Here is a 13,284-nt window from a genome sequence, read left to right on the forward strand (position 1 = left end):
TTAGAGTATTTTGTACAGACCATTGGAAGATTTAAGGGAGCTTAATTCCCTAAGAGCAACTTGTTCAAAGCAAGAAATAAGCAACTGTAGTTGAAAGCATTAACTATAATGTTAGGCATTACTTATCGCATTTTAGAAGAAGGTCTTGTTGTTATTCAAAATCACTAGAAATGATTGAACTTTCTTATTATTTCTTATCCGAATCTCATTTAAACATCTTTGCAGTAGTGTGATGCCAATTTTTTAATTTATTTTACTTAGTTCAAGCTGTTTTGTATGTCATGAATCAACAGGTTGATCTTTGGGCATATTTCATAAATTAATACTTTACTAAATATAAAAAAATTATCCCAAGCTTGCTTTATATAAAATTATATTATATAATAGTAACTATTATTTCAATTATTTTGTTACGAGGGTAGGACTTATGATAAGAACAATAAGAACCGAATATGAGATTTGGAATGAAAAATATAATAGATTAAACACTTTGATTAAGGTGATTAAGGATTTTATCGATAATCCTAAAAAACCTAAATGGGCGGCTCAAGAAAAAATTATTAATTTTAGGAATGATCTAGACTCTCTTACAACCTATGATAAGTTTGAAGAGTCGAAAGTGCAAGATATATACGATAACTTAAAAAATGTATTTAATTTTTTAGAAGATCATGAAGCTGCAATAGAGGAGTTAAAAAAAGAATCTACCCAAGAGGTTGAGGTATCAAATATAAGATCTTTCCAAAGGGTGATATCAGAATATAAAAGTCAGATAAATAATTTTTTGATAGATGCAAGACTAAGATTTTATAGCATACAAGAAGATGTAGATAAGGAATATATGTATGGAGAAACTTTACTATACCGTGCTACCGATAGAAGAGACATAGAAAATATTAAGCGCTTACTAGATCAAGGAGCTGATCCGCTCAAAACAAATAAATTAAGTCACTCTCCTTTGTCTCTTGCTCTTAGTAAAGGTTTATTTACTTTAGCTACAGAATTGTTATTGGAAAAAATCAAGAATCAAGCTCCTGCTCAATTAAACGAAGTGGCTAAAAAAATTGATGATATAGGATTATTAAATTGCATTGAAGAAATCGATGCTGAGTTGGGATTAGATATAACTCATTGTGCAGGTCTTATATATTCTCCTCCAGAGATAGCTGGGAATGATGAAGATTATTCTCTAAAAGTTTGCTTATCAGAAGATACAAGACAGACTATTGGCGTTTTGGATCATGAAGGCTGGAATATAAATTGGTACTCAAAAGGATTTTAAAGCATGATACAAGGTAGAGGTAATGGCTTAAAATGGTATAACAAACCAAAACAGTCTTTAATATATATGAACAGTCAAGGCAGGGTTTGTTCGAAAGATAAGAACCAACATCCACCACGTATGGGAGGCGCAATAGATTATCATGAGAAAACAGAATATGATTATAGAGTCCTGGATGCTCTTGCTGCTATTTTAAATTTACAAACCCCATGTACTGCTGTAATGCGTGATGTGGACAAAAAACATAAATTTTATGTTTCATATAATAATAACATATCTCTTAAGGTTTGGAAGATGGTACAATCTGCTGCAGGTTTTATCAATAATTTTATAGCAGATGATGGTCAAACCCACATGAAAAGTAAAAATATTCCTGCCTTAATAGGTATGTATATAGCTTTTAATGATGATTTTAAGAAACTTTTTGATCCAAATAATACATTTGTTGGATCATTGAGAACAAACTCAAAAACCTTAGAATTAATTGCAAAAATTACGCAACATAGGAACGAATTGATAGGATTCAAGTTGGATTCTATAAAATCTGAGGAGTTTAAACGTTTATGCTGCTCAATAGCAGAGGACTATTTCCATTTGCTTTCAGAGGTGGCCGAAGAGAATGCTACTAATGAGCAGTCTAGTTTGCGCAATGAGTCTCTTTTGAATTTTTTGAAAAGACCTGTAAAAGATGTATTAAAATCTGTTGTAACCCTTAAAAAAGAAGCTCAGGATGATAATTCGCTAAAAACAGTAGAGATTGAAATCTTAAATAATCCAGAAGGGCTGCATGCGGAAATGGTTTTGTTAAAGAAAGCTTTAAAAGATTTCAGAGAAGGATCTAGAACGACATTTGAATTTTATATGGGTATAAGTAAGTTATGTTGCTATTTATGTCATCGTACTCTGGACCTATTAAAAGATAAAATCCCAGACTTAAAAGTCATCACTCGCGGTACTCACAATACTTTTTATATTGGTTGGATATTGCCTGACAAAACTCTTAAATCAGAAATAGATGAAGTACTTAAGGAAGTGGAGGAGGAAATTAATTCAACTTCAGGTAAGCATAAATCTGCTCCTGTTCTTATGAGGCAAGAATCATCTGATGAGACACTGGAAGAAGAGATCACTTTGCTTAGCAAAATTAATGACATAATAAAACCCTTGACTAAACCAATTGCCAAAAAGATATCGGATCGATTAAAAGCATTAGAAACATTAAAGAAAGAAATTAAAGAGGCGTTCTTTTATGATGATGTGGAAATTACTGAGTCTAAAATAGATGCTTCTCATGCTGAAATTGTTGTAAGTGAGGCAGAGTCAGATGATCTATCAGAAAATGAGACAACTGACATGGATGATTATGACATAACTTTTGGAACTGTTGATACTGTAGGTGAGGGTGTTGAAGAAGGATAAGACGTAGAAAAGTAATTAAGCTTGTTGCTAAATAGTAAAGAGTGTTATTATAATATTATTAGATAAGCTATTCTTAAATTATGACAACACTAATAAAATCTCAGCCAAATAATATTGATCCCGTAAGTTTAGCTTTTGATGCAGTTGAGTCTAACAACATAAGTGCCTTAAAGTGGATTAAAGAGAACGTTGAGAAATTTTATCCAACTGCGATATCAGATGATTCAAATTATTCATTATTGGAGTACGCTGTTAAGTGTTCAAGATTAAATATAGTAAGGTGGCTACATAAGAATTACGAAGATGTGAGGAATAAAATTGGCGAAACCAACCTTGAAGGAAATAATTTATTGCACATAATAAGTTCAGTTGAAGATTGTCAGCTTAGTGAAGAGACCCATGCATTAGTTCGGTGGTTAATTAGCCATGATTGTAAAATAAATGAACAAAATCTCAAGCTTGAAACGCCTTTGCATATAGCTGTTTACAATAGCTTTGAGATATCTAGTATTCTACTTGCAAACGGAGCTGATCCTAATATTAAAGACTATGCAGGAAATTTACCTATATCAATTCCGTTACAAAATATTTATGACGGGTTGGAATATGTAAAGTTTACTGAAGATTCAGATATGTTTAGATATATTAAGGAAGTGGGATTGTTGCTATCTTATGGATCAGATATGGATGTGCTTCAAATGGGTGCGAGTGATTTTCTTTCTAAACATATTGAAGATATAATTTCTGATGTGTGGATCCAAGAATTGAATGATAATCATTTCATTAGAGCTTGTGTGAATCTTTTAAATCATTTAAGCAATCTGCCGCAACAATTAAAATTTCCTCAAGAACAAAAAGAGAATTTATCTACTAACTTGCAAAATCTAATACCTTCAATTGCTTTAGATTCAATAGATCATATGAGCGACCGTGAAAAATTAATATATCAAGGTGAGATAGATGTTACTAAAAAAATACTTAAATTAACTAAACAGCTCAGAAAAGATGATGTTGAGTTGTGTGCAGTTGTAGATACAAAGGTAGTAGAAATAGATGAAATTAACATAGATTTTGAAGTTGCGGGGTTGTTGCAAAAACATATTAATAAAATCTCTGATGGTAGCATACTAGCTAATATACGTCCGTTAATAATTTTGCAAAACATCATTTCTTGGCTTGGTGTAGGAGATAAATATAGCTTCAGTTTAATTGCTAAAGGGGCAAACGATAATTCTTATGGTTTTACAAATCATTCGATTGTTGCCCAAGAAGTACAGGATGTGGTGCCATCAAATATGTCTAATAGTATTCCGGAGCCAGAAAAATGCTCAAACATACACGTATCATTTGAATCATTGACTTTATCTTCTCCTAAATATGGATGTGATCTTGTGGGAGATGCAAGTGAGATCATAGAAAATTATGTATAAACCTTGAGGGCATTAGGCTATTGCAAACATAATTGGGTGAGATTGGAATAAGAAATAGTGGATGCATCTAAGCTGTAATGGTTAAAATTTAATCTGACATTTAGCGCTACATAAATATAATGGAAGGTTAAACTTATGAACTAAAACCAGAAAATGATCCAACCCAAAATAGTTTTTTTGGAATTAGCTAAGACGTTTCAAATGCTTATAAGTTGTTGTGATAGCTATTATCGCTTTAAAGAGCTTTATAAAAACTGGGGGAAAAGAAGCGTTAATAGAGATTAGTCGTAAGAAGCCGATACTCGTTAATAGAGTAGAAGATTATATCGAAAAAGCTGTGTGTGATTTGGCTATAGAGCAGAAGGTTTGAGGGCAATTCAGAGTCTTAGATGAGCAAAAATGAGTATATTGATATCACCTATAGTTAGGTCAGTTTAGTTACGTAATGATTTAAGTAATTTTAGGAAGTGTCTTTGTTAACAGTACCATATCAACTCTTTTAAAAATACCACACGTTGGTACTTAGTTAGAAACGCTAAATGATATATCAATACTGTTACGATAAGGCTTTTATGAATATATTTACTCATCCTTTAATTACATGCCGTAAGTGGTGAGGAATAAATCTCTGAGAGATTTGAATTGATTATACGAAAAAACTCTCTTAACACTCTGTCCAATTTGTGCGGAGGAATTACGGTTTAGGTTACTAGAAATAAAAAAAGCGTCCTCTGAGTTAGAAGACGCTTTTATAATGAATCAAAAAGAAAGGCTTACTCGTTAGTATTTGGAGTTGTGGCTTCTTTTACATCCTGAGCTTTTTGCTCTACAGCTTCAGCTGCGTCGTGTACTTTTTCTTTCACAGCTTCTTTAGCTTGTGATGCTTTTTCTTTTGCTGCCTCTTTAGCTTGTGACGCTTTGTGTTTTGTTGCTTCTTCTGCCTTTATAGCGTGTTCATATGCTTTTTGGCCAACTTTAGATTTAAACTTTGGTTTTGTAGCTTTTTTAGCAGGATGTACCTTTGGAGCTTTTTCGCCTTCTGGTGCTGCACTTAATTTATGAGATGTAACAGCTCTACGATTTTGTGTCCAAGATTCTTCATCATGCCCTAAAGCCAATGGTTTTTCTTTACCAAAGGAGACTGTGCTGATAATTTTAGGATCAATACCTCTTGATACTAAATATTTTTTAACACTGTTAGCTCTTCTTTCACCTAAAGCAAGGTTGTACTCTCTTGTACCTCTTTCATCAGCATGTCCTGCTACGGAATAGCGTCCAAAGTTGTGATTTAAGATCCAGGCAGCCTGTTTATCTAAAGTGTCCTTGGATTCTTGTGATAAATTTGAGCTGTCAAAATCAAAATGGACTCTATCTTTCACTGCAACTGCAAATTCTCTTGGAAGATCACCAAGTGCATGAGCCTTTTTTTTGCTGCAGCATCCTGATAAAAGAACGAGTGAAGAGACTGTTAAAACGATTTTGGTACTAAGATTTCTTGTGAACATAATATTTTCTGTATAAAATTTAAGGTTACTTTAATACATGTTTATAAGTATAATACTATAGTTTGTAAGATTTCAATAGGCATTTTATAAAAAACTTTTACAGTGATGCTAAAATGACATATTTTTATTGTGCTGGTGAATTTTGACCAGTTGGATTGCAGGGTCCAGCTGTAACTTTAGGTTCTAAAATGGAGTTGAGTAAATTAGTTGTGGCATCAGATTGTTTTTGTGCCTGCTCTTTACTTTTGACGTTTGACAAGTCATCCATGGTTTTTTTAAGCATTTTTTTAATCTCTGCAAGTTCTGACTTGATTTGCTTATTCTCTTCTCCTTTTTGAACATCTTTTTCTATTTCGCTCAAGCTTACTTCTGATTTGGGTTTTGTATTTAAAGGCTTACTCCAATATTTCTTGTTGTTGTTCATCTCTAGCATATCTTCGTACATTTTGCGATTTGCTTGGTAGTAGTTGCGTAATTCATCTTGATCATAATAAGGATTTGCTTGATCTTGTTCTTCTTCAGTATTACTTGGATTTGAGGTTGTGACGTTATTTTTAGCCTTTGTGATATACTTTTGATTGTACATTGGCATGCGTTTTTTACCTTTGAAACCTTTTGCGTCAATTAGTTTTTGATTGGCAGAATGTTTAAAATACGTTTGAAATGGGTTAGAACATCCACTTAGGGTTATGGTTGTTATAATAAATAATATTAGTCTAATCATTTTGTTTGCCCCTCTAATTAAATGAGCTTTTTACTTGGTACATACTAAACCACATTTTTAAAATGTTTGTATTTAATAAAATCAAATAATATGAAGATATTTTGAAATTGTTATTTGTTGACAATGATTTAGGTTTTTTGGTATTTTTAAGAGTTGTGATTTGTGCCTTAGGAGCACAATGTGTAACATAAATTAACTCTAAGTGTCGTCAATCAAAAAATTTTGGGCCTATATGTGGCCCGTGCGTAGGGAGGAAATGCCGGTCTTCCTTTCAATCACTGGGATGATGTTTTGTATTTTATTCATCCAAAATCTTATTCGAGCCCTCAAAGACAGTATCATTAACGCTTTAATAGGAACAGAAATCATATCCTTTCTTAAGTTTTGGGGAGTAATGCCAACGGCTTTTTTTGTCGCTTTTTGCTATATGAAGGCTGTGAATATTTTCGACTCCAGAAAAATATTCTACACAATTCTAGCCTCTTTTCTTTCGTTTTTCATTTTCTTTGCATTCGTAATATTTCCAAATCATGAGGCTTTGCACTTAAACGCTGATCAAATGCATTCTTTAATTGCTGCTCATCCTCATTGGAAGTGGTTTATCTTGATAGGGGCAAAATGGGGCTTTTCATTGTTTTACATTATATCTGAGCTATGGCCTAGTGTAGTTGTAAGTTTGCTGTTTTGGCAATTTGTCAACCAAATCACTAGCGTGGAACAGTCAAGTCGTTTTTATCCTTTATTTGGTTTATTTGGGCAAACTGGGCTTGTTTTATCGGGTGCTTTTTTAAGTAAACTGCCTGATGTAAGTAGATTACTTGCGGGGCCCAATGCTATATGTCTTAACGAAATGGCTGTGAAGGTTGTTATATCTTTTGTGGTAGTTCTGGTTTTATTAGGTATGTCTTGCTTTTGGTTTTTAAACAACAAAACCTCTGTTAAAGAAAAAGAGATTGAATTTAAAGTTAAAAAACAAAAGATAACACTGAAGGAAAGTGTTTCGATGATTTTGTCTTCGAGGTACATTAGATTGATTGCAATTATTATGATTTGCTACGGAGCGGCTATTAATATAGCTGAATCTCCCTTAAAGGCGGAGGCTGCAAAACATTATAATAATGTTGCAGATTTTGCTTCTTTTGCAGGTAGGTATTTGAGTTATACAGGTATTCTGACCCTAATTCTAGTTTTAATTAATTCCAGTGTTGTTAGAAAATTTGGATGGTTTTGTGCTGCGGTAATTACTCCTATTGTTCTAACTAGCACAGGAATGTTATTTTTTGCTGCAATGAACTTTCCAGATGTTAAAATGGGGCTTGTGAATTTATTTTTAGTGCAAGATCCTTTGATGATTGTGATATATTGCGGCATATTGCAAACAACTTTGAGTAAATCCACAAAGTATACATTTTTTGATATTACAAAAGAGATGGCATACGTGCCTTTGTCAGATGAACTGAAAACAAAAGGGAAGGCTGCTGTTGAATTAATTGCCACTAAAATAGGTAAATCTGCAAGTTCGCTAATGCAGTCAATTGTGTTTATAGCCATACCTAGTGCCTCTTATAGCTCAATATCTATGTACTTAATGTACGTATTTGGTATAGTATGTATAGTATGGTTATGGGCGGTACGAGAGCTTTCCGTTTCATACAAAGAAATTACAACTAAGCCGACATAGCTCAGAGGCCAGAGCAGCACATTCGTAATGTGCGGGTCAGGGGTTCAAATCCCTTTGTCGGCACCAGAATTATTAGACTATGAAGTATTACATAGATTACGACCTTTTCACTTCCCATGCTGATAAATTTATAGAAAATCTTGTTACATCAATTGAAGAAAATGATAAGCAAGGAATAATTGGTGTTGATATTTTTGATGATAAAGTTGTTCTTAGCGTGGAAGGGCAAAATAACCCTTATATAATCAGTAAGCACGGCACTTATAGAGAAATATGGTTTGTATCTCCTTTAAGTGGACCTGATAGATTTAAGTTAGTAGAAGAGAAGTGGGTTAACGGTAGTGGAGTATTTTTAGACCAAATACTTATAAAAGAGCTATCTAATTTTTGTGAGGGTATAACCATTTCTCAAAGATAAAATATTGTATTTTAGCTGCAAAATTTATCAATGTGAAATTCTAAGATGTATAGTTTCAATGTATAGTTGCGTTGTACCTGTAGCTTATAAGTAAGCAGTTTGACAAATCGGGTTGCAGAGATATGGTTTTTAGTATAATGTTGAAAATAAAAAATTTAAAATTTATGAAAATAAAATCCGCAATACTTGCTATGGTTCTTACTCACGCAAGCTATGCTACTACTTTAGAAGAAGCTTTGATATCTACTTACAACACAAATCAAACTCTAAAACAATATAGGATGGATTTTTTGGTCAGTGCTGAAGGCTGTGCTGAAGCAAGATCCGGATATTTTCCTGATATATCGGCGCAAGTTGAGGTAGATCACTCATTATCTAGACCAAAAAGTAGGTATAAAGATAGTAATAATGATCCTATACTAGAAGCTTTAGGTATTGATGTCTCAAAGACTAAGAAGCGTGTAGTACAGAATACTTTAGCAGTTAAGCAGAATCTATTCAATGGTCAGACTTATGCCACTGTGAAAGCTGTTAACTTAGCCTTTAAAGCAGCAAGAGCCCAGCTAGAAAGTCAAGAACAAAAAGTCCTATTTGATGCTGTAACTGCTTACTTGGACTATGAATTGGCTAAAGCTAAGTACGATGCAAGCAATGCTAGTGTGAACTTTAACTCTAAAAATGTTGAAGCCATTGAAGCTAAATTAAAAGTTGGGGAAGCAAATAATACTGAAGTAGCAATAGCTCAAAGTGGTTTATCAAATGCAAAGTCAGAGCAAGCCCAAGCATTCTCAGATCTTGAAGGTAAAAAAGCAGATTTTCTGGAAAAAATTGGTATAGTGCCTAGTGAGACTGAATCCTCAAAATTACCGAATTTACCAGCAAGTTTAGCTGAATTTAAGGCTAAAGTACTAGAATTTAGCCCGAGCTTGGAGTATGCAAGACAAAACGCAAAATCATCAAAAGCACAAATTGCAGCAGTTGCAGGTAGTTTATTGCCTTCTTTAGATTTGCAATTTGCCTTTACTAGAACCCACAACGATCCTGAAACCAGAAGCTCCTATAATAGAAGCGGAGTTACTTCAGCGTTGACTCTTTCTATTCCTATTTTTAGTAAAGGAGGCGCATCCTATTCTAAGCTGCGTCAAACCAAATATCAGGCTAGAAAAGCTGCTTATGCTGCAGATTACCAAGCTAGACAAATTGATTCACAGATTATATTTTTATGGGAATCTTTACAATCTCTTAGATCCGCTTTAGAATCCGCTACTGTTGCTTTAGAGGCTCAGCAGCTAGCATTTGATGGCACAATGCAAGAATTTAAACTTGGTCTCAAAGATATTTTAGCAGTTTTAAAAGTAGAAAGTGATTTGACTAAGGTAAAAATTAATAAAGCAACAGTATTGCGTAATTATATTTTTCAAGCGTATCAAATGAAAATGTTTATGGGTGAATTAACTGCAAAAAAACTACAGCTTAAAGTAGACTATTTTGATCCAAACAAAGAATTACGTAAAATTAAAGCACCACTTGTTCATTTTTAGTTATGAAAGAAGAACTCTCCATAGATCAAATTTTAAGTTCAATAAAAAAAGTTATTGCTGGTAGGGATACTAAAGCTCAGACGGTTGAAAATTGTTCTGATAAAGATACTGATTGCCAGCTAAAGATTGAAAAAAAGATATCTAAAGGGTTGCAGCAAGTTGGTAATAAGGAAAATTTTGACGAAGATATATATGAACTTACTGAGTGTATTTCTGAGGGAATATGCGATAAAAGTGCTATAACTGACGGAGAATCTGTTTATAATCTCTCAGCGTTTGAGGATATTGGAGCAATTAATGCTAGAATTCTGAATGAGCTTGCCGATATAAAAAACCAATTGGAAAATAACCAAGCTGGTTTAAAAGGTTGGCTAAACGATAACCTGCCACAAATTGTTAGTGGTTTGGTAAAAAAAGAGATAAAAAAACTTAATGTTAAGAATAATTCTCCTAATTTATAGCTTTATTTCACCAATTATAGCTGATGAGGCTAAAGATAATAGTTTTTTAGATACCGGGGGAGTGCAGCTACCTAAGATAAGTACGGTGTTACAAAACCCTGATGATGCTTCCCAAAATTCCAATAAGAATTTAATAGTTCCTATCGTGCCTAACAAGCCAGACGTAACTAGCAATACTATTCCAAGTGCACCGTCTGCTATATCTACTTCTGATATAAAGCCGGATTCAGCCAAAATTGAAAACTCTAAAACTCCAACTTCGCCTAAAGTATCCGAAGTTTCTAAAGATAAAATCCAAGAGACCGTTAAGCCGTCTCCTTCTGTTCCTTCTATAGATACTCAAACGGCCTCAAGTCCTCCAGTAAAATTGCCTATACCAGATGAGCCTAAAATCAAGCCTGAGTCTCAAGTAACAACAGCATCAAAACCAGATATCCAAGATACGCCTGTCGTAAAACCTTCTGTTCCGGCTTTGCCGCCTCCAGGGCCTCGTCAAAAAGCTACTTTGAATATACCTACCTTACCACCTCCTGGTCCTAAAACAAATATTCCTAATACAAGCCTACCAAAAGCGGAAATGGCACAGCAGGCGCCTAGTATTAAGCGTGAAGTAGTTGATGTAAGTAAGCAGCCAGTAATAGCTTCTAATTTACCTTCTCAAAATCCTATCGGTGTATCTAATAACCAAGGCATAGATAAGGTTCAAACTGGGGTCTCAACAGTTAGCCAAAATATTCAAAAGCCTGAGACGTCTCAAATAGGACCTATCAAAACTCCTATACAAAAACCTTCTGGTTGGACATTACAGGATAGGATCAAGGGTTATAGTATTGTTAAAAAGCCTATTCAATCAAAAAAAGTTCCATATACCTTTGAGCCAAACCAAATACAGACAGCAAAAGCTAAAAAACCTATTTGGTCATTTAAAAGGATTTGGTCGTTTAAAAAAGGTAAAACTGAGCAAACAGATATTTCTGATGATCAGAAAAAGAAAAAATTTGAAGTAAAAAATATTTGGTCGTTTAAGAAGAAGAAAGAATCTCAAGCTACGCAGCATGCAAAAAATAATACATTTTCTAAAAAGCCAATTTGGTCATTTAAAAGGCTTTGGTCATTTAAGAAAAAGGGTCAACAAAAGAGCTTAGATCCTATAGATTTAACACCAATGGAGATAGAGATTAGTCAAGCTAAAGTACCTGAAAAAGATATTAAAAAACCTGCTTATGTCATAAAACCTAAGAAAATTCAGCTAGCATCTCATACTAAAGCTTACTCTATTAAAGAGAAAAATCATGATTTAAGAGAAAAACAAGTGCTTGATTTTGAAGAACAAGAACTAAAAATAATAAAAGCAAAAGATTATGATGATTCTTTAGATCGTTTGAGTTACAGTAAATATGTGAAACTTTTCTGGAGTAAATTTTCAACTAAAAGAGAAAAAGAAAAAGCTGTAGACATAAAAGGTTATTTGGATAACTATTATAAATATCATTTAGATAAGAAAATCAAACGCAGAAATTAATAATGTATATTAAGGTCAGTTCCAACGTATGAGGGTATTGCTAAAACTTTCTGGTGAGTCTTTAATGGGGCAAAGGCAGTTTGGTCATGACATTGACTTTATTCAAAGCATTGCCCAAGACATTAAAACGGTTGTAGATAAAAAAGTGCAGATTTGCATTGTAGTAGGAGGGGGTAACATATATCGGGGTGAACAGGCCGCGGCTTTTGGTATGGAAAGAGTGACGGCTGACTACATTGGAATGCTTGGTACGATTATTAATGCGCTTGCGTTGCAAAATATTCTAGAGCGTATTGGTCTTTCTACGAGAGTTTTATCCGCAATTCCTATGAGCACTATATGTGAGCCTTATATTAAGAGAAAAGCTCAGCGTCATTTAGAAAAGGGCAGAGTAGTTATTTTTGCCGCAGGTTCTGGAAATCCATTTTTCACGACCGATACTGCTGCGGTGCTTCGTGCTGTTGAGATGAATTGTGATGTATTGCTCAAAGCTACTAAAATAGATGGAGTATATTCAGCTGATCCGGTCAAAAATCCTAATGCTACTAGATTTGAAAAACTTACTTACCAAAAAGTATTAGAAGATAATTTGCGAATTATGGATATGGCGGCAATTGGTCTTGCGAAAGAAAATTGCTTGCCAATTATAGTATTTTCGATTAAAAATCAAAATAGTTTGTCAAACGTTTTAGATAACAAAGGTAAATTTACAAAAATTTTTGAAGAGAGGTAAAAATGGAGAAAAATGAATTATTAAAACAAGCAGATAGCCGTATGGAAGGGGCTATAAATTCTTTTATTAAACATTTAAGAGGTATTAGAGCTGGTCGGGCTTCACCAGAATTTGTTGAACCAGTTCAAGTTGAAGCGTATGAGCAAAGACAACAAATTGCCCGTCTTGCGACCATCACAACCCCCGACGCAAGAACTATCGTAATACAGCCATGGGATAAAGCTTTGCTTAAAAATATCCAAAAAGCTATAGTAGAGGCAAATCTTGGCTTGATGCCCGTTGTTGATGGGAATTTAATTCGCATTAATCTTCCAAGTCTGAGTGAAGAGAGACGTAAGGAACTTATTCATGTTGCATCAAAATATGCAGAAGAAGCAAAAGTTGCCGTACGTAATGTACGTCGAGATATCATAGCCGACCTAAAAAAGATAGAACATATTTCAGAAGATGAGGTGCATTCACTTAGTAATAAGCTTCAGACTGTTACTGATGACTTTACTTCTAAAATTAATAAAATTTTGGAAGATAAGAAAAAAGAAATTAGCTCTATCTAACTTTAAATTAAATG

General features: G+C 33.7%; 12 protein-coding genes, 1 tRNA gene and 2 pseudogenes. 13 read left to right on the forward strand and 2 right to left on the reverse strand.

Features of this window, described 5'->3' with window-relative positions; translation table 11 throughout:
• Nucleotides 1–83: 83 nt before the first annotated feature.
• The 5 genes and pseudogenes from phytr_RS06510 to phytr_RS06560 form a co-directional block, all read left to right on the forward strand.
• Nucleotides 84–233, forward strand: a pseudogene (locus phytr_RS06510) (IS1 family transposase); the annotation flags it as partial.
• Nucleotides 234–427: 194 nt separating this feature from the next.
• Nucleotides 428–1,282 carry an ankyrin repeat domain-containing protein gene (locus phytr_RS00550; RefSeq protein ID WP_106873950.1) on the forward strand — a complete coding sequence of 285 codons (855 nt, stop codon included), beginning with the start codon at nt 428–430 and terminating at the stop codon, nt 1,280–1,282.
• A gap of 3 nt (nt 1,283–1,285) precedes the next feature.
• Entirely contained in the window at nt 1,286–2,701 is a 1,416-nt protein-coding gene (locus phytr_RS00555) for a nucleic acid/nucleotide deaminase domain-containing protein (protein WP_106873951.1), read from the forward strand.
• A gap of 80 nt (nt 2,702–2,781) precedes the next feature.
• Nucleotides 2,782–4,131 carry an ankyrin repeat domain-containing protein gene (locus phytr_RS00560; protein ID WP_106873952.1) on the forward strand — a complete coding sequence of 450 codons (1,350 nt, stop codon included), beginning with the start codon at nt 2,782–2,784 and terminating at the stop codon, nt 4,129–4,131.
• Between the two features lie 153 nt (nt 4,132–4,284).
• A pseudogene (locus phytr_RS06560) lies at nt 4,285–4,566 on the forward strand (IS481 family transposase); the annotation flags it as partial.
• A gap of 338 nt (nt 4,567–4,904) precedes the next feature.
• On the opposite strand, the gene pal reads toward phytr_RS06560, so the two are convergent.
• Nucleotides 4,905–5,636, reverse strand: coding sequence for a peptidoglycan-associated lipoprotein Pal (gene pal / locus phytr_RS00570; RefSeq protein WP_106873953.1), 732 nt, complete (start codon nt 5,634–5,636; stop codon nt 4,905–4,907).
• Nucleotides 5,637–5,760: 124 nt separating this feature from the next.
• Nucleotides 5,761–6,360, reverse strand: coding sequence for a hypothetical protein (locus phytr_RS00575; protein ID WP_106873954.1), 600 nt, complete (start codon nt 6,358–6,360; stop codon nt 5,761–5,763).
• Nucleotides 6,361–6,562: 202 nt separating this feature from the next.
• Here phytr_RS00575 and phytr_RS00580 point away from each other — a divergent pair, with 202 nt between their 5' ends.
• The 8 genes from phytr_RS00580 to frr all read left to right on the forward strand — a co-directional run bounded on the left by phytr_RS00580 (nt 6,563) and on the right by frr (nt 13,270).
• A complete protein-coding gene (locus phytr_RS00580) occupies nt 6,563–8,041 on the forward strand; it encodes an Npt1/Npt2 family nucleotide transporter (RefSeq protein WP_267895094.1) in 1,479 nt (492 codons plus the stop codon).
• Nucleotides 8,032–8,107 (forward strand) — tRNA-Thr (locus phytr_RS00585). Before phytr_RS00580 ends, phytr_RS00585 begins: the two co-directional genes overlap by 10 nt.
• A gap of 13 nt (nt 8,108–8,120) precedes the next feature.
• On the forward strand, nt 8,121–8,459 hold the full coding sequence (locus tag phytr_RS00590; protein WP_106873956.1) for a frataxin domain-containing protein: 339 nt from the start codon (nt 8,121–8,123) through the stop codon (nt 8,457–8,459).
• 164 nt (nt 8,460–8,623) lie between these two features.
• Nucleotides 8,624–10,000 (forward strand): TolC family protein, encoded by a 1,377-nt coding sequence (locus phytr_RS00595; protein ID WP_158706810.1) that lies wholly within the window; start codon nt 8,624–8,626, stop codon nt 9,998–10,000.
• A gap of 2 nt (nt 10,001–10,002) precedes the next feature.
• Nucleotides 10,003–10,461: a PopZ family protein gene (locus phytr_RS00600; RefSeq protein ID WP_106873958.1), complete on the forward strand. Its 459-nt coding sequence runs from the start codon at nt 10,003–10,005 to the stop codon at nt 10,459–10,461.
• Nucleotides 10,433–11,983 carry a hypothetical protein gene (locus phytr_RS00605; protein WP_106873959.1) on the forward strand — a complete coding sequence of 517 codons (1,551 nt, stop codon included), beginning with the start codon at nt 10,433–10,435 and terminating at the stop codon, nt 11,981–11,983. The genes phytr_RS00600 and phytr_RS00605 overlap by 29 nt, the downstream gene beginning before the upstream one ends.
• A gap of 28 nt (nt 11,984–12,011) precedes the next feature.
• Nucleotides 12,012–12,716: a UMP kinase gene (pyrH, locus tag phytr_RS00610; RefSeq protein ID WP_106873960.1), complete on the forward strand. Its 705-nt coding sequence runs from the start codon at nt 12,012–12,014 to the stop codon at nt 12,714–12,716.
• A gap of 2 nt (nt 12,717–12,718) precedes the next feature.
• A complete protein-coding gene (gene frr / locus phytr_RS00615; RefSeq protein ID WP_106873961.1) occupies nt 12,719–13,270 on the forward strand; it encodes a ribosome recycling factor in 552 nt (183 codons plus the stop codon).
• The last annotated feature ends 14 nt before the right edge of the window (nt 13,271–13,284 follow it).

Origin of the sequence: Candidatus Phycorickettsia trachydisci (assembly GCF_003015145.1) — a bacterium.
Classification (GTDB): domain Bacteria; phylum Pseudomonadota; class Alphaproteobacteria; order Rickettsiales; family Rickettsiaceae; genus Phycorickettsia; species Phycorickettsia trachydisci.

What these genes read in the sequence shown, in the direction of transcription:
- phytr_RS00550 (WP_106873950.1), top strand. Translation starts at nt 428, where the DNA reads ATGATAAGAACAATAAGAACCGAATATGAGATTTGGAATGAAAAATAT.
- phytr_RS00555 (WP_106873951.1), top strand. Translation starts at nt 1,286, where the DNA reads ATGATACAAGGTAGAGGTAATGGCTTAAAATGGTATAACAAACCAAAA.
- phytr_RS00560 (WP_106873952.1), top strand. Translation starts at nt 2,782, where the DNA reads ATGACAACACTAATAAAATCTCAGCCAAATAATATTGATCCCGTAAGT.
- pal (WP_106873953.1), bottom strand. Translation starts at nt 5,636, where the DNA reads ATGTTCACAAGAAATCTTAGTACCAAAATCGTTTTAACAGTCTCTTCA.
- phytr_RS00575 (WP_106873954.1), bottom strand. Translation starts at nt 6,360, where the DNA reads ATGATTAGACTAATATTATTTATTATAACAACCATAACCCTAAGTGGA.
- phytr_RS00590 (WP_106873956.1), top strand. Translation starts at nt 8,121, where the DNA reads ATGAAGTATTACATAGATTACGACCTTTTCACTTCCCATGCTGATAAA.
- phytr_RS00595 (WP_158706810.1), top strand. Translation starts at nt 8,624, where the DNA reads ATGAAAATAAAATCCGCAATACTTGCTATGGTTCTTACTCACGCAAGC.
- phytr_RS00600 (WP_106873958.1), top strand. Translation starts at nt 10,003, where the DNA reads ATGAAAGAAGAACTCTCCATAGATCAAATTTTAAGTTCAATAAAAAAA.
- phytr_RS00605 (WP_106873959.1), top strand. Translation starts at nt 10,433, where the DNA reads ATGTTAAGAATAATTCTCCTAATTTATAGCTTTATTTCACCAATTATA.
- pyrH (WP_106873960.1), top strand. Translation starts at nt 12,012, where the DNA reads ATGAGGGTATTGCTAAAACTTTCTGGTGAGTCTTTAATGGGGCAAAGG.
- frr (WP_106873961.1), top strand. Translation starts at nt 12,719, where the DNA reads ATGGAGAAAAATGAATTATTAAAACAAGCAGATAGCCGTATGGAAGGG.